Genomic DNA, 22,123 nt, shown 5'->3' with positions numbered 1-22,123 from the left:
CAGCCTCGCGCTCGGGCAAGGCCGGGCGCTGGCGGCATTCGGACGCCGTGCTCCCGCTATTCGCCGGAGGCGTACGCCACGAAACCGGCCCACGAGGCGGCACCGAAGGCGAGACGGGCACCTTCGGCGTCCTTGGAGTCACGGACGTGGACGGTGCCGGGGGTGGAGGCGACCTCGACGCAGTCCTCGCCGTTGCTGCTGCTGCTGTAGCTGCTCTTGAACCAGTCCAGCTCGGGGTTGCGGATCATGTCTCTCCCAGCAGTTGCTCGATGAAGTCCCGCGACTCCGCCGGAGTAAGGGCCTTGGACCGGATGATGCCATAGCGCAGGTCCAGGACTCGGAGTCGCTTGAGGTCAGAAACGGGACGACCGCCGAAGTCGCCATCCATCCGCCCCACCGCCGTCCCGTCCCCGAACTTGAGGACTTCGATCAGCCCTCCGGTACCCGGATGGTCTGCACGGTCGGTCGGCATCACCTGGATCTCGACGTTGGGCAACTCGCCCACCTCCAGCAGATGCTCAAGCTGACGACGCAACACCATTGTTCCTCCGATGGGCCGTCGCAGCGTCGCCTCTTCCTGGACGAAACTGAACTCAGGCCCGGGCGACTTCTCCAGGACCGAGCGGCGCGCCACCCGTGCCGCGACGAACCGCTCCAGCTCCTCGGGCCCGTACGCCGGTCGCCACGTCCGCAGCAGCGCCCGGGAGAACTCCTCCGTCTGCAACAGGCCGTGGACGTTGAAGGTGGAGTAGAGGCAGAACTCGACCGCCCGCCCCTCCAGCTTCGCCAGGTCCCTGACCTTCTTGGGGTACCTGACCTCCACCACGTCCCGCTTCATCGCGGAGACGAGCCCGTTCGCGCCCAGCGCCCCGTCCGCCTTGTCCAGGAACTCCGGGCGCGGGATGCGGTCGCCCCGCTCCACCTTCCGGATCATGTCCTCGCCGTAGCCGATCAGCTCCCCGAACTCGGCCACCCGCAGGCCCTTCGACTCCCTCCACAGCCTGATCTGGCGACCGACCGTGGCGACGACGGCCGCGCCCGACTCGTCGCCGGGGTCGATCTCCCAACCGGTGTCCTCGACGCCCGTGTTGTCCACTTCGTCCACGCTCAAGCGTGCCCACCTCCTTTGGCGGCGCCCTACCCGGGGCGTGGCCCGGGACAGTCGAGACAAGGCGGGACAGTCGCGAGACAGTAACCGTACGTAAGGGCTTGTTCGATGGGCAGCGTACGCACGCACCGCCACGCTGGGTGACATGAACGACGAACCCACCCGACTCTTGGCGTCCGTACGCCAATTCGGAATCCAACTCTCCGCAACCAGCCGTGGCGCCCGCCTCGCCCGGCTCCTCGCCGTCGAGCAGCTGCGTTCCTGGGGGCTGGACGCCCTGGTGGAGCCGACGGAGCAGATCGTGGCGGAGCTGGCGGCCAACGCCGTGACGCACGGTCGGGTTCCGGGGCGGGACTTCCGGCTCGGGCTCCTCGTCGTGGAGGGCGCCGTCCTGCGGATCGAGGTGACCGACACTCGGGGTGACCGTCTCCCGGCGCTGGGCCGTCCGAGCGGCACGGAGTCGGGACGCGGGCTGCTGATCGTGGAGGCGCTGTCACAGAGCTGGGGCGTCCGCACGGGGCCCGTACCCCGGAAGACGGTCTGGGCCGACGTCGCCCCGAGGTGACGCGTGGGGTGCCGGAGGAAGGACCGTACGCTCGCCCCATGAGCAGAGAGCCTCACGACGAGCCGGTCTTCATACGATCCCGCGGTCACTACTACTACAACCGACGGAACCCGGTCGGCCGGTTCCTCATCGTCGCGTCCCTGCTCGTCTCGGGATGGATCCTCTACGACTACTACGACAGCGTCTACTGGACCGAGGGCGAGCTGCGCGACGCCGTGCAGGCGGCGGCCGAGGATCTCCAGGCGGAGGAGAAGCGGGAGACCCTCCTCAGCTCCTTCGGATACGACAGCCTGATCCGTGACGCCGTCAACGCCGCGGACGGCGGGCCGGGGCACGGCGCCGACGTCCGGACGGTCGGCGAGGAGGGCGCCGGCGACGGACCGGGACCGGACCGGTTCGAGGTCTCGACGGACGACACCGAGACGGTCTACTGCATGTCCGTCTCGCCCCCGCGCCCGAAGTACACACTGGGCCTCGACTCCCCCGTCCGCACGATCCGCCTGTCGGTGACATTCGACGTCGGCCGGTGCTGACCGGAGTGGCTCGGTTCGGGGGCCTGCGCTTCCCCCGTCTCCCCAACGATGGTTGCAACAGCGACGGTTAAAGTAGAGGATCGAGTGCGATTGTCTGACTGGCTCGAACGGGCGGCACGGGGGTAGGAATCCGATGGCATGGGACGAGTGGGAGCAGCTCAAGACACAGGCCGCCGAGAAGAACTCGACGGCGATGCAGCTGAACCGGGTCCCGGACGAGGGCCCCGGCGCCGCGCCCCCCGGGGGCGACCTGAAGGTGAGCCAGCAGGACCTCGCCGCCGTCGGTGACGCCGCGTTCAAGCTCTTCGACAACCTCGGCAAGTACGGCCGCGACGCCTGGTCCATCAGCCAGACGGCCGCCAAGGACCTGTCCACCCAGGGCTTCGCACTGGGCGGTGCGCTCGACCATGTGCAGGAGCGCTGGGAGAAGCAGCTCAAGACTTTGCTGGACGCCTGCGCGCACATCTCCAACCACATGGACTTCACCCAGGGCGCGCACGCGGGTGACGAGTACTACATCTACGGCGTCGTGAGCAGCATCGCGACCCTGGACGACGGCTTCACCGAGAGGACGCAGCGCTGATGGACCTCGAAACGCTGCGGCAGGGCAGCTTCGGTCAGCTCAGCCAGGCCATCACCGCCTGGAAGGGAGTGGCGGACAAGCTCAAGACGCTGGAGACCGACGCCCGGGACGATCTGAAGGCGAAGGCGGACAAGGCCGACTGGGCCGGTGTGAACGCCACGGTCTCCCGCGGGTTCATCACCAAGACGGCCGGCGAGTTCACGGACGCCCACACCCAGGCGACGACGATCCACGACATCCTCAAGGACACCCACGACGAGCTGGTCAGCTACAAGCAGCAGCTTGAGCAGGCCCTGGAGCGGGGCCGTAAGAAGAACCTCACGGTGACCCCCATCGCCGGCGGCGGCTTCACCGTGACCATGCTCATCCACCCGGACCGCGCCGCCAAGGGCCACGACGTCCCGGACCACTCCCCGCAGGACGCCGAGCACCTGCGGGACGACGTCCAGCGGATCCTGAACCGGGCGACGGAGAGCGACACGACGGCCGCGACCGTCCTGCGCGCCATCGTCGACCAGGCCGAGGTCGGATTCTCGGGTGCGAAGTACGGCGATCGGGACTCCGCGATCGAGGCCGTGCGCAACGCGGAGGAAGCGGCCAAGCTGATCAAGGAGAAGGGCGACGAGATGTCGCCCGCGGAACTCCAGCGGCTGAACGGGCTGCTCTCCTCGAACAAGAACGACCCGCTGTTCCAGGAGAAGTTCGCCACGCAGGTGGGCCCGAAGGGGATGCTGGAGTTCTGGGCGGACCTGTCGAGCCCGGACAACCCGAACGAGCTGACCCGGACGCTGACCAGGACCGAGCTCAACCAGCTGGGTGAACTCCAGAAGAACCTCGGTGTCGTCCTGGCCGGCGCCACCCAGTCGGACAGCCCGGCCATGCGGCAGTGGGAGAACGACATGGTGCGGCTCTCCGGCGAGCGCTACAAGATCCGCACCGGCGAGGTGTACGGATACCAGGTCATGAGCAACCTCATGCGCACGGGCGACTACGACGACCAGTTCCTCAACAAGTACGGGAACCAGCTGGTCGCCACCGAGGAGAAGATGCGGGTCCCGGGCAACTACTGGCAGGGCATGGGCCAGATGATGCCGAAGATGAACTTCATCGGTGACGACGAGTTCGGCCGCGACCCGATGACCGGCTTCATGACGGCTCTCTCCAACAGCCCGGACGCGGCGACGGAGTTCTTCAACACGAAGGAGCCGCAGGACAACGCGCAGTGGGTCCTGAAGGACCGCCCCTCGTTCGACGACTCCCCACTGAAGGACGGCCCGAACGAGGCCCTCGAAGCGACGGGTGCCGCGATGTTCACCGCCGTTTCGGGTATCACCGATCCCGAAGCCGAGGGCGTCACGTTCGTCGAGCACACGGAGGAACACCGAGAGGCACTCAAGCGGTCGATGAAGTTCCTTTCCGAGACGGGCGACGACTTCCCGCCGGAGTTGAGGAAGGACATGGCGTGGGCTCTCGGAAACCACGGGGAGACGGTCCACAAGGTCATGAGCGACCCGCTCGGTTCCAACGAACTGGATGACGAGCAGCTCCTGGAGGTGACCAAGCAGATCTCCAGGAACAAGGACTCCTACGCCCTTCTGAACGAGCAGATGAACTACGCAATCATCGCCGACATCAACACCGAGACGAAGCACCCCGAGGACAGTCTCCTCAATGCGGGAAGCACCGTGGGCTTCCTGGAGCAGGCAAGGCAGTTGACCATCAACGCGGACGAATCCAAGGACTTGCGCGACGCCTCATGGAAGCAGAGGTGGAGCTACCACGTAGTCGGCGGCATCGCCAACCAGTTCGGGGGAGACTGGGCGCAGCGCGGTGTGGATGTCGTCACGGCCGCATGGGCGGAGGAGGAAGGCAACCGGATCGGGGAAGAGGCCAAGGAAGAGCGCAAGGTGAACAGTGAGGCTCGAAACCTGCAACTGAGTGCCCTGGCCGACCGTTGGCAGCAGGTGAACGGCGAATGGGCCGAGGGGCGAGAAGGCTTCTCCGACCGAGGCGTGGACCGGCAGATCCGTCACTCGGCCGATCATGGCAACGACAAGGTCGACCGAGTTGGCGGAGAGAGCTAGTGACGAACCATCTCAGCCGAGTATCAGGGCTCGCACTCGCGGGAGCCCTCGCGATCACGGCCACGGCGTGCACCGAGCAAGAGCGGGAGTACGCCGTACCCGACAGTCTCTGCGGTGTGCCAGTGACGAAGGATGCTCTGGCACCGCTGCTTCCGAGCGGTAAGGAACTGAGGGAGCAGAAGGATCCGCCCAAGGCCACGAGAGACGGCTGCAAGCTCTTCGTGGACGACCAACTCGTTCTCTTCGTCAGGATCTGGCAGGTGAACGAGTACCCCGACCCGATGGGTCCCAAGGAGCACGTGCCACCGGTCAACCGCAAGGAGATCGAGGGGCTCCCCTCCGGCCAGCGAGGAGCGCTGGGCGACGAGCGCGCGATGATCTCCGCCACGTGCGCCGCGCCGGACAGGAACATCGTGCTGGAAGTGAGCGTCAGTGAAAGCTTCACCAAGGACGTGGAGAAGCGACGCGAGGACATCGAGCGGTTCACCAAGAGCTTCACGAATGACATCAAAAAGAAGCTGAAGTGTACGGAGTGACTCACTACAGCGGTAGGCAGAGACACGACGACGGCATGAGGACCGAAGGCGCTACGGGGGATCGGTGACGAGACCGAGCATGCGGCACGTCGCCGCTGCGACACTGACCTGCTGTCTCGCGCTGTCGCTCACCGCGTGCGGCGGCGGACGCGGGTACGCGGTTCCGAAAGAGGCGTGCGGGGTGCCCCTGAACGAGAAGGCGCTCGAACCGTTTCTCGTCGAGGGCGAGAAGCTGGAGGTCAAGGGTGATTCCGTGATCGAGACGGGCACGAAGACCTACGGTTCGTGCGACATCGGGGTGGACGACTGGCTCGTGGTCCGCCTGCAGGTCGACAAGGTCGACAAGATCTACGACCCCATGGCCCCTCTGGACGAGTTCCGGTTCAAGAACCGGGCGAAGATGGAGAACCTGCCGTTCTCCGGCCTGGGCGCGGTGGGCGACTTCAACTCCATGGTCAGTACGGCCTGCTCGGGTCCCGCAGCGGATTACCTCGTCGCGCATGTCAGCGTCAGCCTCAAGTCCGAAGGCGACGCCGCCGAACGCCGCAAGGACATCGCGGCCTTCACTCTCGACTTCGTACCGAAGGTGAAGAAGGCCCTCGGCTGCACGGCCTGACACCCGCCCGCGGGGACGGGGAGGGCAGCGCGTGCGGTCAGGCGGGCGCCGCCATGTGGCGTTCATATTCGGGGGATTCCCATCCGATACGTAGACCGGCAGATCCGCCACTCGGCCGATCACGGCAACGACAAGGTCGACCGAGTTGGCGGAGAGAGCTAGTGACGAATCATCTCAGCCGAGTATCAGGGCTCGCACTCGCGGGAGCTCTCGCGATCACGGCGACGGCGTGCACGGGTCAGGATCGGGAGTACGCAGTCCCCGAAGCCCTCTGCGACGTCCCTGTGACAAAGGAGGCGTTGGCGCCCCTGCTCCCGCCCGGGGACACCCTGGAAGAGGACAAGGGGCCGGTGGAGGCGAAGACCATCAGCTGCAAGCTCTTCGCCGACAAGCGCTTCGTCCTCTTCGCCACCATATGGCAGCTGAGCGAATACCCCGATCCGATGGACCCAGAACAGAGCTTCTCCTTCACCAACCGCAAGGAGATCAAGGGTCTTCCCGTCGACCAGAAGGGAGCCCTCGGCGACAGAGCCGCGATGATCATCGGCAAGTGTGCCGCGCCGGACAAGAACGTCCTGGTGGAGGTAAGCGTCAACGCGAGTTTCGCCAAGGACGTGGAGCAGCGACGCAAGAACGTTGAGCGGTTCACGAAGAGCTTCATGGGTGACATCAAGAAGGACCTGGGCTGTACGGCGTGACTCGCTACAGAAGTAGGGAGAGCCACGAACGACGACATGAGGACCGAAGGCGCTACGGGGGATCAGTGACGAGACCGAGCATGCGGCACGTCGCCGCCACGACACTGACCTGCTGTCTCGCGCTGGCTCTCACCGCGTGCGGCGGCGGGCGCGAGTACACCGTGCCGGAGGCGGCGTGCGGGGTGCCTCTCGGCGAGAAGGCGCTCGAACCGTTCCTCGTCGACGGCGAGAAGATCGAGGTCGTGGGCGATTCGCTGGTCGAGTCCGGCACCGGCACCCAGGGGACGTGCGAGCTCCGGGTGGACGGCAAGGAGATGGTCCACCTCAGGGTCCACAAGGTCGACAAGATCTACGACCCGATGGCGGACCTGGACGCCTTCCGATTCACCAACCGGGCGAAGATGGAAGCCCTGCCGTTCTCCGGGCTCGGGGCGCTCGGCGACCGCAACTCCATGGTCAGCACCGAGTGCGCGAGTCCGAAGGCGGACTACCTCGTCCTGCACACCGTGGTCCGCAGCCCTGCCGAGGACGACGTCGCCGAACGCCGCAAGGACATCGCGGCCTTCACTCTCGACTTCGTACCGAAGGTGAAGAAGGCCCTCGGCTGCACGGCCTGAACGTCCGCGCGCGGTGGGTCCGGGGTTGCCGCCGGGGCACCGCGCACGGCTCAGGCCGACGGCCCCCACACCACGCCGGACGGCAGCCCCCGGCCTCCGGGCCTGCCTCGACCCCGGCCTCCGGCTCCCGTTCGGCTACGGCTCGATCGTGCCGTGGAGGCGACACCGGGCCGACCAGGGGCGGAGCGCCTCGTCCGGTGAGCGAACACGCCTGACCGGTTTTCGCTCTTGACGCACAGTCGAATTCTCGCCGAACATTCAGCCCACGAACCACCCGTACAGCTCCAGCGCCTCGCGGCACCCACGCCACGGGGCGTCTCGCACGTTTCCGTCCCATCCCCGTTCGGAATCCGGAGCCCCCACATGAACCTCTCCGTACCCAGACGTGCCGCCGCGCTCGCGGCCGTGACCGCCATGGCCCTCGCCGGGTTCACCGGCGCCACGGCGAACGCCGCGCCCAGCGCGCCCTCCGTCGCCGCTGCCGCGCCGGACATACCGCTCGCCAACGTCAAGCAGCACCTCACCGACCTCCAGGCCATCGCCACCGCCAACGGCGGCAACCGCGCGCACGGCCGCCCCGGCTACAAGGCGTCCATCGACTTCGTGAAGGCCAAGCTGGACGCGGCCGGATTCACCACCAGCGTCCAGCAGTTCACCTCCAGCGGCGCCACCGGCTACAACCTGATAGCCGACTGGCCCGGCGGTGACCCCAACCAGGTCCTCATGGCCGGCGCGCACCTCGACTCCGTCTCGTCCGGTGCCGGCATCAACGACAACGGCTCCGGCTCCGCCGCCGTCCTGGAGACCGCGCTCGCCGTATCCCGTGCCAACCTCCAGCCCACGAAGCACCTGCGCTTCGGCTGGTGGGGCGCCGAGGAGCTCGGGCTGGTCGGGTCGAAGTACTACGTCAACCAGCTTCCCAGCACGGAGCGTTCGAAGTTCTCCGGGTATCTGAACTTCGACATGATCGGGTCGCCCAACCCCGGCTACTTCGTCTACGACGACGATCCCACCATCGAGCAGACCTTCAAGGACTACTTCGCGGGCATCGGTGTGCCCACCGAGATCGAGACCGAGGGCGACGGCCGTTCCGACCACGCCTCGTTCAAGAACGTCGGTATCCCCGTCGGCGGGCTGTTCACCGGCGCCAGCCGGGTCAAGTCCAGCGCCCAGGTACAGAAGTGGGGCGGTACGACCACGGCCTTCGACCGCTGCTACCACTCCTCCTGCGACACGACGTCGAACATCAACGACACGGCCCTGGACCGCAACAGCGACGCCGTCGCCCACGCGATCTGGACCCTGTCGGCCGGTTCGACCACCCCGCCGCCCGGCACGGTCTTCGAGAACACGGCCGACGTGTCCATCCCGGACAACGGCGCCGCGGTGACCTCCACGGTCAACGTCACCGGCATCACCGGCAACGCCCCCTCCACCCTCAAGGTGGACGTGAACATCGTCCACACCTGGCGCGGTGACCTCGTCGTCGACCTCGTCGCCCCCGACGGCTCGGTCTACAACCTGCACAACCGTTCCGGCGGCAGCGCCGACAACATCGTCCAGACCTACACCGTGAACGCCTCCTCGGAGGTCGCCAACGGCGCCTGGAAGCTGCGGGCCCAGGACACGGCCCGGTACGACACCGGCTACATCAACAGCTTCAAGCTGACGTTCCCGTAAAGCCCCAGGCCGTACGCAGGCCTGCACGCAGGCCGTACGCAGGCCTGCACGCAGGCCGTACGCAGGCCTGCACGCAGGCCGTACGCAGGCCGTACGCAGGCCGTACGCACGAAGAACTCCCGGGTGGGTCGGTGACCATCGCCCCCGACCCGCCCGGGGTCCCAATCGCGCGTTACTTCCCGGCGTTCGCCGCGTCCACGAGCGCCTGCTTCGTCACGGCGCCGACGTAGACCTTGCCGTCGTCCGTCATCAGCGCGTTCACGAGCTTCGTCTTGAAGACGGTGCCCGAGCCGAACTTCCCGCTGACCTTGTCCCCGAGCGCGTCCAGGAAGCCCTGGAACTCCTTCGGGGCCTCGCCCGTCTTCGGGGCCGGGGCGCCGGTGTCGATCTTCGCGATCGCGGTCCAGCCCTCGCCGATGACGTTCATGCCCTCGGCCCCCGCACCGCCGGCGCCGGCGCCGGGAAGCATGCCGCCGAAGAGGCCGTCGAACTCCTTCTCCAGGTCCTCGGGCGCCTTGCCGTGCTCCGCGCCGTCCGCGCCCTCCGAGCCCTCGGTCACCTTCGCGCCCTTCGGCGCCTTGAAGTCGAACGTCGAGGCCGCCGGCCTGGCGAAGTCGACCTTCGTGAAGCCCGCGTCGAGGACCGGCTTGCCACCCTCGACCGACGCCAGCGTGAACTTCAGCGGCGTCCCGGTCTTCGCGTCCACCGCGATCTTGACCGACTCGACCGTCGAGCCGCTCTGCTTCGGCTTGACGACGAGCTGGTACGCGTCCCGGCCGGCCACCTTCGCCGTACCGCCCACCGTGATCGACGTCGTGTCGCCCGCCGCCTTCAGGACCTCGTCCGCGAGCTCCTTCGGGGTGCCCGGGAGCTCCCCCTTCTCCTCGGCGGGGCGGCCCGAGGCGTCGCCCTTCTCGTGGAACACCTCGTTCGACGCGCTGTCGTACGCCCACACGTCGTCGCCGTTGTGGATCAGGCTGTACTCGTCCGAGCCGTCCACGATCGTCAGCTTCTGCTTCTCGGGGCCGTCCGCCGCCACCCGCAGGGTGTGCGTGCCCGAGACCAGCTGCGTCAGCCGCTCCTGCGGGTCCAGGGACGACGAGCCGCCGGACGCCGAGCCGCCCGCGAAGCTGTCGGCCAGGCCCGCCACCGACGGCAGACCCAGGTCAGTGGTCACCTTGAACGTGCCGGACAGCGTCTGCGTGTCCGACGCCGCGATCTTCTCGATCAGCTGCTGTGCCGTGATCTCCGGCAGGTCGGGGTCGCCGGACGCCGCCAGTGCCGGTACGAGTCCGATGGTCGCCGCGGCCACTCCGGCCACCGCCAACGGGACGACGTAGCGGCTCGCCTTACGGGTCTCTGCCATGGTCTGTCCTAACCTCCGTGGTCGATGACTCCATCTGACCAAAGCGGCGGGGCGGAATCGTCAGCCTCCGGCATCAACCTGGCGTACTGCTACGGGATGACAACCCCTAGGGTCTCTAGCCCGTCCGGCCATCCAGCCCGGAGTCACCCCGTCCGGCGTCAGCCCGTCCGGCCATCCAGCCCGGAGTCACCCCGTCCGGCGTCAGCCCGTCCGGCCATCCCGCCCGGAGTCAGCCCGTCCGGCGTCAGCCCCCAGCCCGGCGTCACCCCGTCCGGCGTCACCCGCCCGGCGTCAGCCCGCCCGGTGGACCACCGCGTCGCACAGCTCCTCCAGAGCCGACTTCGCGTATCCCTCGGGCAGCGGCGCCAGCATCGCCCGCGCCTCCTCCGCATAGCGCACGGTGTCCCGTCGGGCCTGCTCCAGGGCCGGGTGGACGCGCAGCCGGCGCAGGACCTCGGCGTGCCGCTCGTCGTCCGTCAGGTCGCCGTCGATGAGCTCGACCAGCTCCACGTCCTCGGAACGTCCGAAAGTCGCCGCAGCGGCGCGCAGGCGGAGGACCGGAAGGGTCGGGATGCCCTCCCTGAGGTCCGTCCCCGGGGTCTTGCCGGACTCGTGGGAGTCGGAGGCGATGTCGAGGACGTCGTCGGCGAGCTGGAAGGCGACGCCGAGCCGCTCGCCGTACTGGGTGAGGATCTCGACGACGGTCTCGTCCGCGCCGGACATCATCGCGCCGAAGCGGCAGGAGACGGCGACGAGCGAGCCGGTCTTGCCGGCGAGGACGTCCAGGTAGTGGTCGACGGGGTCGCGGTCGCCCTGCGGTCCGGCGGTCTCCAGGATCTGACCGGTGACCAGGCGTTCGAACGCCTCGGACTGGATGCGTACGGCCTCGGGTCCGAGGTCCGCCAGCGTGTGCGACGCGCGGGCGAACAGGAAGTCACCCGTCAGGACGGCGATGGAGTTCCCCCATCGGGTGTTCGCGCTGTCGACGCCGCGCCGCACGTCCGCCTCGTCCATGACGTCGTCGTGGTAGAGCGTGGCGAGGTGAGTGAGCTCGACGACGACGGCCGAGGGCACGACACCCGGCGCGTGGGGGTCGCCGAACTGGGCGGCGAGCATCACGAGCAGCGGCCTGAAGCGCTTGCCGCCTGCCAGCACGAGGTGCTGGGCGGCCTCCGTGATGAACGGGATCTCGCTCTTGGTGGCGTCGAGGAGCCCTGCCTCCACGGCCGCCAAACCGTTCTGGACATCGGCCTCAAGAGCCTGGTCCCGCACGCTAAGACCGAACGGCCCGACGACGGTCACGAGGGGGTCTCCTGTCTGCTGACGCCTGCTTCTGCTGCCGACGATCACACGGATTGTCGATGTGTCGCTCGATTCACTCAAGTCAGCGTATCCGGTCGCCTTTCGATCACCATGGGCGCCTTCCCGCCACCCCCGGTATGTTCGTGATCAGCTCATACGACCAGGAGTAGGCGATTTATCCCGAACAGTGATCGATATCGACGCGAACGACGAGCGGCCTCCCTCCGAAGACGATCATGCCTTCCTCGGCCGCCCGAAGGGGCGTCGCACCGTGCACCCCGTCCCCTGAGGTACCTCATGCGCATCCGCACCGAGTTCCCGTACGAGACCACCCACGAGGACGTCCGGATCCCCCTCCCCGGGGGTACCTCCCGGGCCGAAGGCTCCGGGCAAGGCGCGAGGCTCTACGCCCGGATCTGGCGGCCGGTCACCGAGGAGCCCGTCCCCGCCCTCCTGGAGTACCTGCCGTACCGCCTGACCGACTGGACGGCGCCCAGGGACCGGCAGCGCCACCCCTGGTACGCCGGGCACGGCTACGCCTCCGTACGGGTCGACGTGCGCGGGCACGGGAACAGCGAGGGCCTGCCTGGCGACGAGTACGACGCCGTCGAGCTGGCCGACGGTGTGGCGGTGGTGAACTGGCTCGCCGAGCAGCCCTGGTGCACGGGGAAGGTCGGCATGTTCGGGATCTCCTGGGGCGGCTGCAACGCGCTCCAGATCGCCGCGCTGGCCCCCGAGCCGCTGAAGGCGATCGTCACCGTCTGCTCGACCGACGACCGCTACGACAACGACGTCCACTACATGGGCGGCTCCGTCCTCGCCGTGGACATGCACGCCTGGGCCGCGACCATGCTCGCCTTCGCGTGCCGGCCGCCGGACCCGCGATACCTGGGCGAGGAGTGGCGCGAGCTGTGGCTGCGGCGTCTGGAGGCCGTGCAGCCTCTCGTGCACACCTGGCTCGCCCACCAGACCCGGGACGCGTACTGGCGGCACGGGAGCGTCTGCGAGGACTACGGGGCGATCCGCTCCGCCGTGCTCGCCGTGGGCGGCTGGCACGACCCGTACCGGGACACCGTGCTGCGGCTGGTCGAGCACCTCCCCCAGGACCGGGTCCGGGGGATCATCGGGCCGTGGCCGCACCAGTACCCGGACCGCGGTCTGCCGCCCGGCCCGGCGATCGGCTTCCTCCAGGAGACCCTGCGCTGGTGGGACCACCACCTGAAGGGCGCCGACAACGACGTGATGGCCGAGCCTCTGCTGCGCTCCTGGATCAGCGAGTCCCACCCGCCGGCGACCGTCTACGACGAGCTCCCGGGCCGGTGGGTCGCCGACCCCGCCTGGCCGTCCCCGAACGTCACACCCGTCACCTACGCCTTCGCGGGCGAACCGGTCCTGGTCGACTCCCCGCAGCAGACCGGCCTCGACGCCGGGCGCTTCCTCCCCTACGGCAACGACGCCGATCTGCCGCCCGACCAGCGCGAGGAGGACGCCCATTCGGCCTGCTTCGACTTCCCCGTGCCGGAGGGCGGCGAGCCGATCGAGATCCTGGGCCGCCCGCGCGTGAGCCTGAACCTCCGGGCAGCCGCCCCCACCGGGCAGGTGATCGCCCGGCTGTGCGACATCGCCCCGGACGGCTCCTCGACCCTGGTCACCCGGGGCGTCCTGAACCTCTCCGCCCGCTACGGCCGCGACCGGGCCGTGGAGGCGCAGATCGGGGAGCCGGAGGACGTCGTCCTCGAGCTCAACGGCATCGGCCACGCCTTCCCGCCCGGCCACCGGGTCCGCCTCGCCGTCTCCTCCGCGTACTGGCCGTGGATCTGGCCCCAGCCGGACGCGGGGGGCTTCACCCTCGACCCGGTCACCTCCCACCTGACGCTGCCGGTGCGCCGCCCGACGGACGACGCGGTGGAGTGGGAGCCGCCGGAGCAGTCCGAGCCGCTGGGCGTGAGCATCCCGGAGACGCTGGAGGAGCCCCGCCCGGAGCGGCTGGTGGTACGGGACGTGGCCAGGGGCGAGTGGCGGCTTGAGGTGGATCCCCGGTACGGCGGAACGCGGGTCTGTCCGGACGGCCTGGAGTTCACCGAGGACGCCCTGGAGACGTACACGATCGTCGAGGACGATCCGCTGTCGGCCCGTGCCCGCTCGGACTGGTCGATCCGCCTGCACCGGCCGGAGATGGCGTGGGACGTGACGATCGAATCGCGCTCGGAGATCTCCTGCGACGCGGACGCGTTCCTCACGTCGAACGAGGTGGTGTGCAAGCGGGGCGAGGAAGTCGCCTTCCACCGGACATGGGAGAAACGCATTCCGCGTACGGCGGGGTGAGCGGAAAGCGAAAGGGCTCGCATTCCCGGTGGAATGCGAGCCCTTTGCCCATGGCGCGGATCAGGCGTCGGCGTCGGCCTTGCGGCGGCGGACGGTGAACATCGCGCCGGCACCGAGGGCCACGGCCGCGGCGCCCGCGAGGGCGAACTGCGGCATGACGTCGTTCGCACCGGTCTTCGCGAGCTGGCCGGTGGACGTCACGGACGTGGTGGAGGTGCCGCCCTGCTGGGTGGTACCGGTGTTGCCACCGGCGGTGGAGCCGCCCGTCGAGCCCGTGGAGGGCTTCTCCTCGTCCTTGGCCTTGGCGACGACGTCGAACTCGGAGTAGGCGGCGGTCTGCACGTAGCCGCAGGACCCGTCCACGTTGTCGTAGCCGGTGTGGATGAGGAGGCCCGACTCCGCGGCCGGCGCCTTCTCGTCGATCGTGATCCGCACCAGGGCGGTGATCTCCTGGCCCGGCTTCACGAGGCCGATCTCGGTGAAGCCGCCACCCTGACTGGGCTCGTCCCACTCGCTGTTCGGGTAGCCCCACTCGACGTCCACGTGGCCGTACAGGTCGCCCTCGTCGACGGCGACCTCGGTCTCCGCGTACACCTGGTCGAGCCTGTGCCCCGTGTCATTGGTGAGCTTGACGGTGAAGGTGGCGCTGGTACCGGCGGAGATCTTCGCCGGACCGCTCAGGTCGACGGTCAGCCGGTCGCTGACGTCCTTGCAGTCGGCGTGCGGCGGCTCGGCGTCCGCGAGCGCCTTCTTGGCCGCGTCGAGGGTCTTCAGCGCGTCCTTCTTGGCCGTGTCGGCCGCGTGGGTCTTCTTGAGGAGTTCGAACCGCGCGTCCTCGATCGCCTTGTTCGCCTTGGTGACGTTCCCGTCGGCGGTCGTCTTGTCGGTGGCGGCGGTGGCGGCCTTCGTCTTCGCCTCGTCGAGGGCCGTCTGCGCGGCGGCCTTCTCCTCGTCGGTGACGGCGGCGTCCAGCTCGGCCTGGGCGTCCACCACGGCCTCGTCGGCGGCCGTCTTGGCGGCATCGGCCTTCTCGGCGGCCTTCTTGGCGTCGGCGAGAGCGACCTGGAGCAGGTGCTCGGGCTTGTCGAGCGCGTCGAGGGCCTTCTGCAGTTCGTCGTAGGCGGCCACGGCGTCGTCGTACGCCTTCTGCGCCTCGGCGACCTTCTTCTGCAGCTGCTCGATCGTCGGCTGCTGTTCCTGCGTCTGCGACGGCGCGGACGGCTTCGTGTCGGCGAACGCCGGAGCGGCCGAGAGGAGGACGACGGGAGTCGTCACGGCGGCGGCCACGGCCGTCGCGAGAATACGGCGGATCTTCAAGGTGGACCTTCTGGTCAGGATCGGTCGGTGAAGAGAAAGAAAAGGTGGGTCGCGCCTGCGGGGAAACTCACGCGGTGCGACTTCTCCAAGATCGTATGACCCGGAATCAGCCCGGGAAAGAGGGAATTGAACGCGCTCAGTCGCATGGCCGGCACACACACCACGCACCGGACGCATAAAGCACGTGAACATGGACAGTTGTGCACGGAGCCCCATGTTTTTGTGTGACCCATGTCATCCGCGCCGAGCGGCCCGCCCCGTAACGTGTCCCCCACACCCGTGGAAAGCGAGGCAAGCACCGATGCCCGAGCAGTCCCCGCTCGACCTGGCCGAAGGCGATCCCTTCGGCCCGCACAACCTTCCGTACGGCGTCTTCTCACCCGCCGACGAGCCCGACCGGCGGAGGGTCGGCGTCCGCATCGGCGGTCATGTCCTCGACGCGGGGGCCGCCGCGCACGCGCTCGGCTCGCCCTACGCCGCGCTGCTCGACCGGCCGAGCCTCAACCCGCTGCTCGCCGCCGGCCGCACCGCCTGGCGCGATGTACGCCGGGCGCTCACGGCCTGGGTGACGGTGCCCGCGCACCGCCCCGTCATAGAGCCGCTGCTCCACCCGCTGGACACCGTGACGCTGCATCTGCCGTTCGAGGTCGCGGACTACGTCGACTTCTACGCGAGCGAGCACCACGCCACCAACGTGGGCCGGATCTTCCGCCCCGACGGCGACGCGCTCACCCCCAACTGGAAGCACCTGCCCATCGGTTACCACGGCCGGGCGGGCACCGTCGTGGTCTCCGGCACCGATGTCGTACGGCCCGCGGGGCAGCGCAAGGGGCCCACGGACCCGGCGCCGGTCTTCGGGCCCTCGGTGAAGCTGGACATCGAGGCCGAGGTCGGCTTCGTCGTCGGCACCCCCTCCACGCTGGGCACCCCGGTCCCGCTGGCCGACTTCCGGGAGCACGTCTTCGGCCTGACGCTCCTCAACGACTGGTCGGCGCGGGACGTCCAGGCCTGGGAGTACGTGCCGCTCGGTCCGTTCCTCGGCAAGTCGTTCACGACGTCCGTCTCGGCCTGGGTGACCCCGCTGGAGGCCCTGGACGCGGCCCGTACGACCCCGCCGGCCCGGGACTTCGACCTGCTGCCGTACCTGGACGACTCCGCCGACGAGGAGCCCGGCGGCTTCGACCTTCGGATCACGGTCGAGATCAACGGCGAGGTCGTCTCCGAGCCGCCGTTCGCCACGATGTACTGGACCGCCGCCCAGCAGCTCGCCCACATGACGGTCAACGGCGCCTCACTGCGGACCGGCGACCTGTACGGCTCCGGCACGGTCTCCGGGCCCGAGACGCACCAGCGCGGCTCGCTGCTCGAACTGACCTGGAACGGCCGCGACCCGCTCGAACTGCCCACCGGGAAGCGCACGTTCCTGGAGGACGGCGACGTGGTCACGCTCACCGCGTGGGCTCCGGGACCCGACGGCACGCAGGTCGCGCTCGGCGAGGTGACGGGCCGGATCGTTCCGGCGCCGTAGCGGGCCGCACCCACACGTCAGGGCCCGGCCCCCGCGCGAGCGGGGGACCGGGCCCTGAGACGTTCGGGCGCTCGACTACCGTACGAACACGCTCGCCTGGCCCGCCAGGTCCAGGAAGTACTGCGGCGCGAGGCCGAGCACCAGCGTGACCGTGACGCCGACCGTGATGGTGGCCGCGGTGAAGGCCGAGGGCACGGCGACCGTGGGACCGTCCGCCTTCGGCTCGCTGAAGAACATCAGCACGATTACCCGGATGTAGAAGAACGCGGCGATCGCCGACGAGATGACACCGACGACGACCAGCGCGCCCGCGCCGCCCTCCGCCGCCGCCTTGAAGACCGCGAACTTGCCGGAGAAGCCCGACGTCAGCGGGATGCCGGCGAAGGCCAGCAGGAACACCGCGAAGACCGCCGCCACGAGCGGCGAACGGCGCCCGAGCCCGGCCCACTTGGACAGGTGCGTCGCCTCGCCGCCCGCGTCCCGCACCAGCGTGACGACCGCGAAGGCGCCGATCGTCACGAAGGAGTACGCGCCCAGGTAGAAGAGCACGGACGAGATGCCGGTGGGCGTGGCGGCGATGACACCGGCCAGCAGGAAGCCGGCGTGCGCGATGGAGGAGTACGCGAGGAGCCGCTTGATGTCGGTCTGGGTGATCGCGACGATCGCGCCGCCCAGCATGGTGACGATGGCGACGCCCCACATGACCGGCCGCCAGTCCCAGGTGAGACCCGGCAGGACCACGTACAGCAGGCGCAGCAGGGCGCCGAACGCGGCGACCTTCGTCGCGGCCGCCATGAAGCCGGTGACGGGGGTCGGCGCGCCCTGGTAGACGTCCGGGGTCCACATGTGGAACGGCACGGCGCCGACCTTGAAGAGCAGCCCCATGAGGACCATGGCGAAGCCGATGAGCAGCAGGGCGTCGTTGCCCATGGTGTCGGCGAGCGCCGGGTCGATCGAGCCGACCGAGCCGTCGACGACGTTCGCGATGGTGGCGTACGAGACGGAGCCCGCGTAGCCGTAGAGCAGCGCGATGCCGAAGAGCAGGAACGCCGAGGAGAAGGCGCCGAGGAGGAAGTACTTGACCGCGGCCTCCTGCGACATGAGCCGCTTGCGGCGGGCGACGGCGCAGAGCAGGTAGAGCGGGAGGGAGAAGACCTCCAGGGCGATGAAGAGCGTCAGGAGGTCGTTGGCGGCGGGGAAGACCATCATGCCGGCGATGGCGAACAGCGCCAGCGGGAACACCTCGGTGGTGGTGAACCCGGCCTTGGCCGCGGCCTTCTCCTGATCGCTCCCGGGGACGGCTGCCGCCTCGGCGGCGAAGGAGTCGACCCGGTGGCCGTGGCCGGCCGGGTCGAGCCTGCGCTCGGCGAACGTGAAGACGGCGACGAGCGAGGCCAGCAGGATGGTGCCCTGGAGGAAGAGCGCCGGGCCGTCGACGGCGATGGCGCCCATGGCGGCGATGTGCGCCTTGGTGGAGCCGTAGCCGCCGGCGGCGAGGCCGACGATCGCGGCGAAGGCGGCGACCAGCGCGAGCACGCTGAGGAACACCTGGCTGAGCCAGCGGCCCTTGCGGGGCACGATGGCCTCGACCAGGACGCTGAGGACCGCGGCGCCGACCACGATGAGGACGGGCGAGAGCTGCACGTACTCGATGTGGGGTGACGGGATCCTGGTCACCGGCTCGGCGGCGGTCGTCCACAGGCTGTGGACGGCGGGCGCGACGGCGGATGCACTCACTTGGCCGCCTCCAGGTTCTGAACGGGCACAGCGGGCTGGGGGTCCTTCTGCTGGACGTCGGACATGGTGTGCGTGACGGCGGGGTTCACGATGTCCGTCAGCGGCTTCGGGAACACCCCGAGGAAGATCAGCAGGGCGATCAGCGGGGCGACCACGACCAGCTCCCGCACCCGCAGGTCCGGCATGGTCCGGACCTCCTCCGTCACCACCGGGCCCGTCATCGTCCGCTGGTAGAGGACGAGGGTGTAGAGCGCGGCGAGGACGATGCCGGTGGTGGCGATGATGCCGGCCACCGGGTAGCGGGCGAACGTGCCGACCAGGACCAGGAACTCGCTGACGAAGGGCGCGAGGCCCGGCAGCGAGAGCGTGGCCAGTCCGCCGACCAGGAACGTGCCGGCGAGGACCGGGGCGACCTTCTGCACACCGCCGTAGTCGGCGATGAGCCGCGAGCCGCGCCGGGTGATCAGGAAGCCGGCCACCAGCATCAGGGCGGCCGTCGAGATCCCGTGGTTGACCATGTACAGCGTCGCGCCGCTCTGGCCCTGGCTGGTCATCGCGAAGATGCCCATGATGATGAAGCCGAAGTGCGAGATCGAGGCGTAGGCCACCAGGCGCTTGATGTCCCGCTGGCCGACCGCGAGCAGAGCCCCGTAGACGATGCTCACCAGCGCGAGGGCGATGATCACCGGGGTCGCCCACTTCGACGCCTCGGGGAAGAGCTGGAGGCAGAAGCGGAGCATCGCGAACGTGCCGACCTTGTCGACGACCGCGGTGATGAGCACGGCGACCGGTGCGGTCGCCTCCCCCATCGCGTTCGGCAGCCAGGTGTGCAGCGGCCACAGCGGCGCCTTCACGGCGAAGGCGAAGAAGAAGCCGAGGAACAGCAGCCGTTCGGTGTTGGTCGCCATCTCCAGCTGACCGGACGCCCGCGCCTCGGCGATCTCCGTGAGGGAGAAGTTCCCGGCGACGACGTAGAGCCCGATGACGGCGGCCAGCATGATCAGTCCGCCGACCAGGTTGTACAGCAGGAACTTCACGGCCGCGTACGAACGCTGGGCCGCCGCGTTCTCGTCCGAGCCCGCGTGGGCCCGGTCGCCGAAGCCGCCGATGAGGAAGTACATCGGGATGAGCATGGCTTCGAACAGGACGTAGAAGAGGAAGACGTCGGTGGCCTCGAAGGAGAGGATCACCATCGCCTCGACCATCAGGATCAGGGCGAAGAAGCCCTGCGTCGGCCGCCACTTGTAAGGCTTCTTCGTCTCCGTGGGAGCACCCCCGCCGGAGGCGGGGGAAGGGTCGGCGTCGTGCCAGCCCGCCAGGATGATGAAGGGGATCAGCAGCGCGGTGAGCGCGATCAGCGCCACCCCGATGCCGTCCACGCCCAGTTCGTAGCGGACTCCGAAGTCCTTGATCCAGGAGTGGGACTCGACGAGCTGGTACCGGTCGCCGCCGGGCTCGAAGCGGACCATGACGACCGCCGCGAGCGCCAGCGTGACCAGCGAGACCAGCAGCGCCAGCCACTTGGCCGCGGTACGGCGGGCGGCGGGCACGGCGGCGGTGAGGATCGCACCGACCGCCGGTACCGCTGCCGTCACCGTGAGAAGCGGAAATGACATCGCGGTTACACCGCCCTCATCAGCAGGGTCGCGGCGATCAGCACCGCAGTACCTCCGAACATGGAGACCGCATACGAGCGGGCGTAGCCGTTCTGCAGCTTGCGCAGCCGGCCGGACAGACCGCCGACCGAGGCGGCGGTGCCGTTGACCACCCCGTCGACGAGGGTGTGGTCGACGTAGACGAGCGAGCGGGTGAGGTGCGTGCCGCCCGTCACGAAGACGGCGTGGTTGAAGTCGTCCTGGAGCAGGTCGCGGCGGGCGGCCCGGGTGAGCAGCGAGCCGCGCGGGGCGGTGACCGGGACGGGCCTGCGTCCGTACTGGAGGTAGGCGATCCCGACGCCGATCACCATGACGGCGACCGTGGCCGAGGTGATGGCTCCGGCGCTGATCGGGGGGTGCCCGTGCTCGAACGAGGTCACGGGCTCCAGCCAGGTGATGAACCGGTCGCCGATGGAGAAGAAGCCACCCGCGAGGACGGAGCCGAAGGCCAGCAGGATCATCGGGATCGTCATCGACTTCGGCGACTCGTGCGGATGCGGCATCTCGCCCTTCTCGTCGGCCTGCCAGCGCTTCTCTCCGAAGAAGGTCATCAGCATCACGCGCGTCATGTAGTACGCGGTGATGGCCGCGCCGAGCAGGGTGACCGCGCCGAGGATCCAGCCCTCGGTGCCGCCCTTGGCGAAGGCCGCCTCGATGATCTTGTCCTTGGAGAAGAAGCCGGACAGGCCCGGGAAGCCGATGATCGCGAGGTAGCCGAGGCCGAAGGTGACGAAGGTGACCGGCATGTACTTCCGCAGACCGCCGTAACGACGCATGTCCACCTCGTCGTTCATGCCGTGCATGACCGATCCGGCGCCGAGGAAGAGCCCGGCCTTGAAGAAGCCGTGCGTGACCAGGTGCATGATCGCGAAGACGTAGCCGATGGGGCCGAGGCCCGCCGCCAGGACCATGTAGCCGATCTGCGACATCGTCGAGCCGGCCAGCGCCTTCTTGATGTCGTCCTTCGCGCAACCGACGATCGCACCGAAGAGGAGCGTGACCGCGCCGACCACGACGACCACGAGCTGGGCGTCCGGGGAGGCGTTGAAGATGTCGGCGGAGCGGACGATCAGGTAGACACCGGCGGTGACCATCGTGGCCGCGTGGATGAGGGCCGAGACCGGGGTCGGGCCCTCCATCGCGTCCCCGAGCCAGGACTGCAGCGGCACCTGGGCCGACTTGCCGCAGGCGGCGAGGAGCAGCATCAAGGCGATCGCCGTCAGCGTGCCCTCGCTCGCCTCACCGGTCGCCTCCAGGACCGGCCCGAAGGCGAAGGTCCCGAAGGTGGTGAACATGAGCATGATCGCGATCGACAGGCCCATGTCGCCGACCCGGTTGACCAGGAAGGCCTTCTTCGCGGCGGTGGCCGCGCTGGGCTTGTGCTGCCAGAAGCCGATCAGGAGGTACGAGGCGAGGCCGACGCCCTCCCAGCCGAAGTACAGCAGCAGGTAGTTGTCGGCGAGCACGAGGAGCAGCATCGCCGCGAGGAACAGGTTCAGATAGCCGAAGAAGCGGCGCTTGCGCTCGTCGTGCTCCATGTACCCGATCGAGTACACATGGATCAGCGAGCCCACGCCGGTGATCAGCAGCACGAACGTCATCGACAGCTGGTCGAGCTGGAACGCGATGTCCGCCTGGAAGCCCTCGACCGGGATCCAGCTCCACAGGTTCTGGTACATGGCCCGGTCGTCGACGCTCCTGCCGAGCATGTCGGCGAAGAGGACGAGACCGATGACGAAGGAGGCGGCCGCGAGCAGCGTGCCGAGCAGGGGCCCGGCCTTGTCGAGGCGCCGCCCGCCGCAGAGCAGGACGGTCGCCCCCAGCAGAGGCGCCGCGACGAGCAGCGCAATCAGGTTCTCCACGATTCAGCCCC

At 68.9% G+C, this 22,123-nt stretch carries 19 protein-coding genes; 11 read left to right on the top strand and 8 right to left on the bottom strand.

Annotation, left to right across the window (positions count from 1 at the left end; translation table 11 throughout):
• Positions 1-56: 56 nt before the first annotated feature.
• Both ACFUJR_RS21500 and ACFUJR_RS21495 read right to left on the bottom strand, forming a co-directional pair.
• Positions 57-248 (bottom strand): DUF397 domain-containing protein, encoded by a 192-nt coding sequence (locus tag ACFUJR_RS21500; RefSeq protein ID WP_383165851.1) that lies wholly within the window; start codon positions 246-248, stop codon positions 57-59.
• The gene (locus tag ACFUJR_RS21495; RefSeq protein ID WP_383165848.1) at positions 245-1,111 is read right to left on the bottom strand and encodes a Scr1 family TA system antitoxin-like transcriptional regulator; all 867 of its coding nucleotides are present in this window, start codon (positions 1,109-1,111) and stop codon (positions 245-247) included. Before ACFUJR_RS21495 ends, ACFUJR_RS21500 begins: the two co-directional genes overlap by 4 nt.
• Before the next feature lie 142 nt (positions 1,112-1,253).
• Here ACFUJR_RS21495 and ACFUJR_RS21490 point away from each other — a divergent pair, with 142 nt between their 5' ends.
• The 9 genes from ACFUJR_RS21490 to ACFUJR_RS21450 all read left to right on the top strand — a co-directional run bounded on the left by ACFUJR_RS21490 (position 1,254) and on the right by ACFUJR_RS21450 (position 9,020).
• Positions 1,254-1,673: an ATP-binding protein gene (locus ACFUJR_RS21490; protein ID WP_383165846.1), complete on the top strand. Its 420-nt coding sequence runs from the start codon at positions 1,254-1,256 to the stop codon at positions 1,671-1,673.
• Between the two features lie 38 nt (positions 1,674-1,711).
• Positions 1,712-2,206 carry a hypothetical protein gene (locus ACFUJR_RS21485; protein WP_383165843.1) on the top strand — a complete coding sequence of 165 codons (495 nt, stop codon included), beginning with the start codon at positions 1,712-1,714 and terminating at the stop codon, positions 2,204-2,206.
• Between the two features lie 133 nt (positions 2,207-2,339).
• Entirely contained in the window at positions 2,340-2,789 is a 450-nt protein-coding gene (locus ACFUJR_RS21480; protein WP_383165840.1) for a hypothetical protein, read from the top strand.
• Positions 2,789-4,873, top strand: coding sequence for a hypothetical protein (locus ACFUJR_RS21475; protein ID WP_383165837.1), 2,085 nt, complete (start codon positions 2,789-2,791; stop codon positions 4,871-4,873). Before ACFUJR_RS21480 ends, ACFUJR_RS21475 begins: the two co-directional genes overlap by 1 nt.
• Positions 4,873-5,409, top strand: a complete 537-nt coding sequence (locus tag ACFUJR_RS21470) for a hypothetical protein (protein ID WP_383165834.1) — start codon at positions 4,873-4,875, stop codon at positions 5,407-5,409. The genes ACFUJR_RS21475 and ACFUJR_RS21470 overlap by 1 nt, the downstream gene beginning before the upstream one ends.
• 64 nt (positions 5,410-5,473) lie before the next feature.
• Positions 5,474-6,025, top strand: a complete 552-nt coding sequence (locus ACFUJR_RS21465; protein ID WP_383450635.1) for a hypothetical protein — start codon at positions 5,474-5,476, stop codon at positions 6,023-6,025.
• Between the two features lie 299 nt (positions 6,026-6,324).
• Entirely contained in the window at positions 6,325-6,723 is a 399-nt protein-coding gene (locus ACFUJR_RS21460; RefSeq protein WP_383165829.1) for a hypothetical protein, read from the top strand.
• Positions 6,724-6,788: 65 nt separating this feature from the next.
• Entirely contained in the window at positions 6,789-7,340 is a 552-nt protein-coding gene (locus ACFUJR_RS21455; protein ID WP_383165826.1) for a hypothetical protein, read from the top strand.
• Between the two features lie 363 nt (positions 7,341-7,703).
• The gene (locus tag ACFUJR_RS21450; RefSeq protein WP_383165823.1) at positions 7,704-9,020 is read left to right on the top strand and encodes a M28 family metallopeptidase; all 1,317 of its coding nucleotides are present in this window, start codon (positions 7,704-7,706) and stop codon (positions 9,018-9,020) included.
• A gap of 172 nt (positions 9,021-9,192) precedes the next feature.
• Here ACFUJR_RS21450 and ACFUJR_RS21445 read toward each other — a convergent pair whose 3' ends face one another.
• On the bottom strand, positions 9,193-10,386 hold the full coding sequence (locus tag ACFUJR_RS21445; protein WP_383165820.1) for an outer membrane lipoprotein carrier protein LolA: 1,194 nt from the start codon (positions 10,384-10,386) through the stop codon (positions 9,193-9,195).
• A gap of 291 nt (positions 10,387-10,677) precedes the next feature.
• A complete protein-coding gene (locus tag ACFUJR_RS21440; RefSeq protein WP_383165817.1) occupies positions 10,678-11,688 on the bottom strand; it encodes a polyprenyl synthetase family protein in 1,011 nt (336 codons plus the stop codon).
• A 297-nt stretch (positions 11,689-11,985) separates the two neighbouring features.
• Here ACFUJR_RS21440 and ACFUJR_RS21435 point away from each other — a divergent pair, with 297 nt between their 5' ends.
• Positions 11,986-14,013, top strand: a complete 2,028-nt coding sequence (locus ACFUJR_RS21435) for a CocE/NonD family hydrolase (RefSeq protein ID WP_383165814.1) — start codon at positions 11,986-11,988, stop codon at positions 14,011-14,013.
• 60 nt (positions 14,014-14,073) lie between these two features.
• Here the strand turns inward: ACFUJR_RS21435 and ACFUJR_RS21430 are convergent, their stop codons facing one another.
• Positions 14,074-15,330 carry an LPXTG cell wall anchor domain-containing protein gene (locus tag ACFUJR_RS21430; RefSeq protein WP_383165811.1) on the bottom strand — a complete coding sequence of 419 codons (1,257 nt, stop codon included), beginning with the start codon at positions 15,328-15,330 and terminating at the stop codon, positions 14,074-14,076.
• Between the two features lie 301 nt (positions 15,331-15,631).
• On the opposite strand from ACFUJR_RS21430, the gene fahA reads away from it, so the two are divergent.
• Complete coding sequence (gene fahA / locus ACFUJR_RS21425; protein WP_383165809.1) at positions 15,632-16,858, top strand: fumarylacetoacetase; 1,227 nt, start codon at positions 15,632-15,634, stop codon at positions 16,856-16,858.
• 75 nt (positions 16,859-16,933) lie between these two features.
• On the opposite strand, the gene nuoN is transcribed toward fahA, so the two are convergent.
• From nuoN to nuoL, 3 genes are read right to left on the bottom strand one after another with little or no spacing between them, the layout of a single operon-like run.
• Positions 16,934-18,595: an NADH-quinone oxidoreductase subunit NuoN gene (gene nuoN / locus ACFUJR_RS21420; protein WP_383165806.1), complete on the bottom strand. Its 1,662-nt coding sequence runs from the start codon at positions 18,593-18,595 to the stop codon at positions 16,934-16,936.
• Positions 18,592-20,211 (bottom strand): NADH-quinone oxidoreductase subunit M, encoded by a 1,620-nt coding sequence (locus ACFUJR_RS21415; RefSeq protein ID WP_383165803.1) that lies wholly within the window; start codon positions 20,209-20,211, stop codon positions 18,592-18,594. The genes nuoN and ACFUJR_RS21415 overlap by 4 nt, the downstream gene beginning before the upstream one ends.
• A gap of 5 nt (positions 20,212-20,216) precedes the next feature.
• Positions 20,217-22,112, bottom strand: coding sequence for an NADH-quinone oxidoreductase subunit L (gene nuoL / locus ACFUJR_RS21410; protein ID WP_383165800.1), 1,896 nt, complete (start codon positions 22,110-22,112; stop codon positions 20,217-20,219).
• Between the last annotated feature and the right edge of the window lie 11 nt (positions 22,113-22,123).

Source organism: Streptomyces sp. NPDC057271 (assembly GCF_042668715.1).
Classification (GTDB): Bacteria; Actinomycetota; Actinomycetes; order Streptomycetales; family Streptomycetaceae; genus Streptomyces.
This window is presented reverse-complemented; position numbering and strand designations above follow the sequence as displayed.

Bases quoted from the DNA above. Each gene is read 5' to 3' on its own strand.
- ACFUJR_RS21450 (WP_383165823.1), top strand. From the start codon at position 7,704: ATGAACCTCTCCGTACCCAGACGTGCCGCCGCGCTCGCGGCCGTGACC.
- ACFUJR_RS21500 (WP_383165851.1), bottom strand. From the start codon at position 248: ATGATCCGCAACCCCGAGCTGGACTGGTTCAAGAGCAGCTACAGCAGC.
- fahA (WP_383165809.1), top strand. From the start codon at position 15,632: ATGCCCGAGCAGTCCCCGCTCGACCTGGCCGAAGGCGATCCCTTCGGC.
- ACFUJR_RS21435 (WP_383165814.1), top strand. From the start codon at position 11,986: ATGCGCATCCGCACCGAGTTCCCGTACGAGACCACCCACGAGGACGTC.
- ACFUJR_RS21475 (WP_383165837.1), top strand. From the start codon at position 2,789: ATGGACCTCGAAACGCTGCGGCAGGGCAGCTTCGGTCAGCTCAGCCAG.
- ACFUJR_RS21490 (WP_383165846.1), top strand. From the start codon at position 1,254: ATGAACGACGAACCCACCCGACTCTTGGCGTCCGTACGCCAATTCGGA.
- ACFUJR_RS21485 (WP_383165843.1), top strand. From the start codon at position 1,712: ATGAGCAGAGAGCCTCACGACGAGCCGGTCTTCATACGATCCCGCGGT.
- ACFUJR_RS21415 (WP_383165803.1), bottom strand. From the start codon at position 20,211: ATGTCATTTCCGCTTCTCACGGTGACGGCAGCGGTACCGGCGGTCGGT.
- ACFUJR_RS21445 (WP_383165820.1), bottom strand. From the start codon at position 10,386: ATGGCAGAGACCCGTAAGGCGAGCCGCTACGTCGTCCCGTTGGCGGTG.
- ACFUJR_RS21480 (WP_383165840.1), top strand. From the start codon at position 2,340: ATGGCATGGGACGAGTGGGAGCAGCTCAAGACACAGGCCGCCGAGAAG.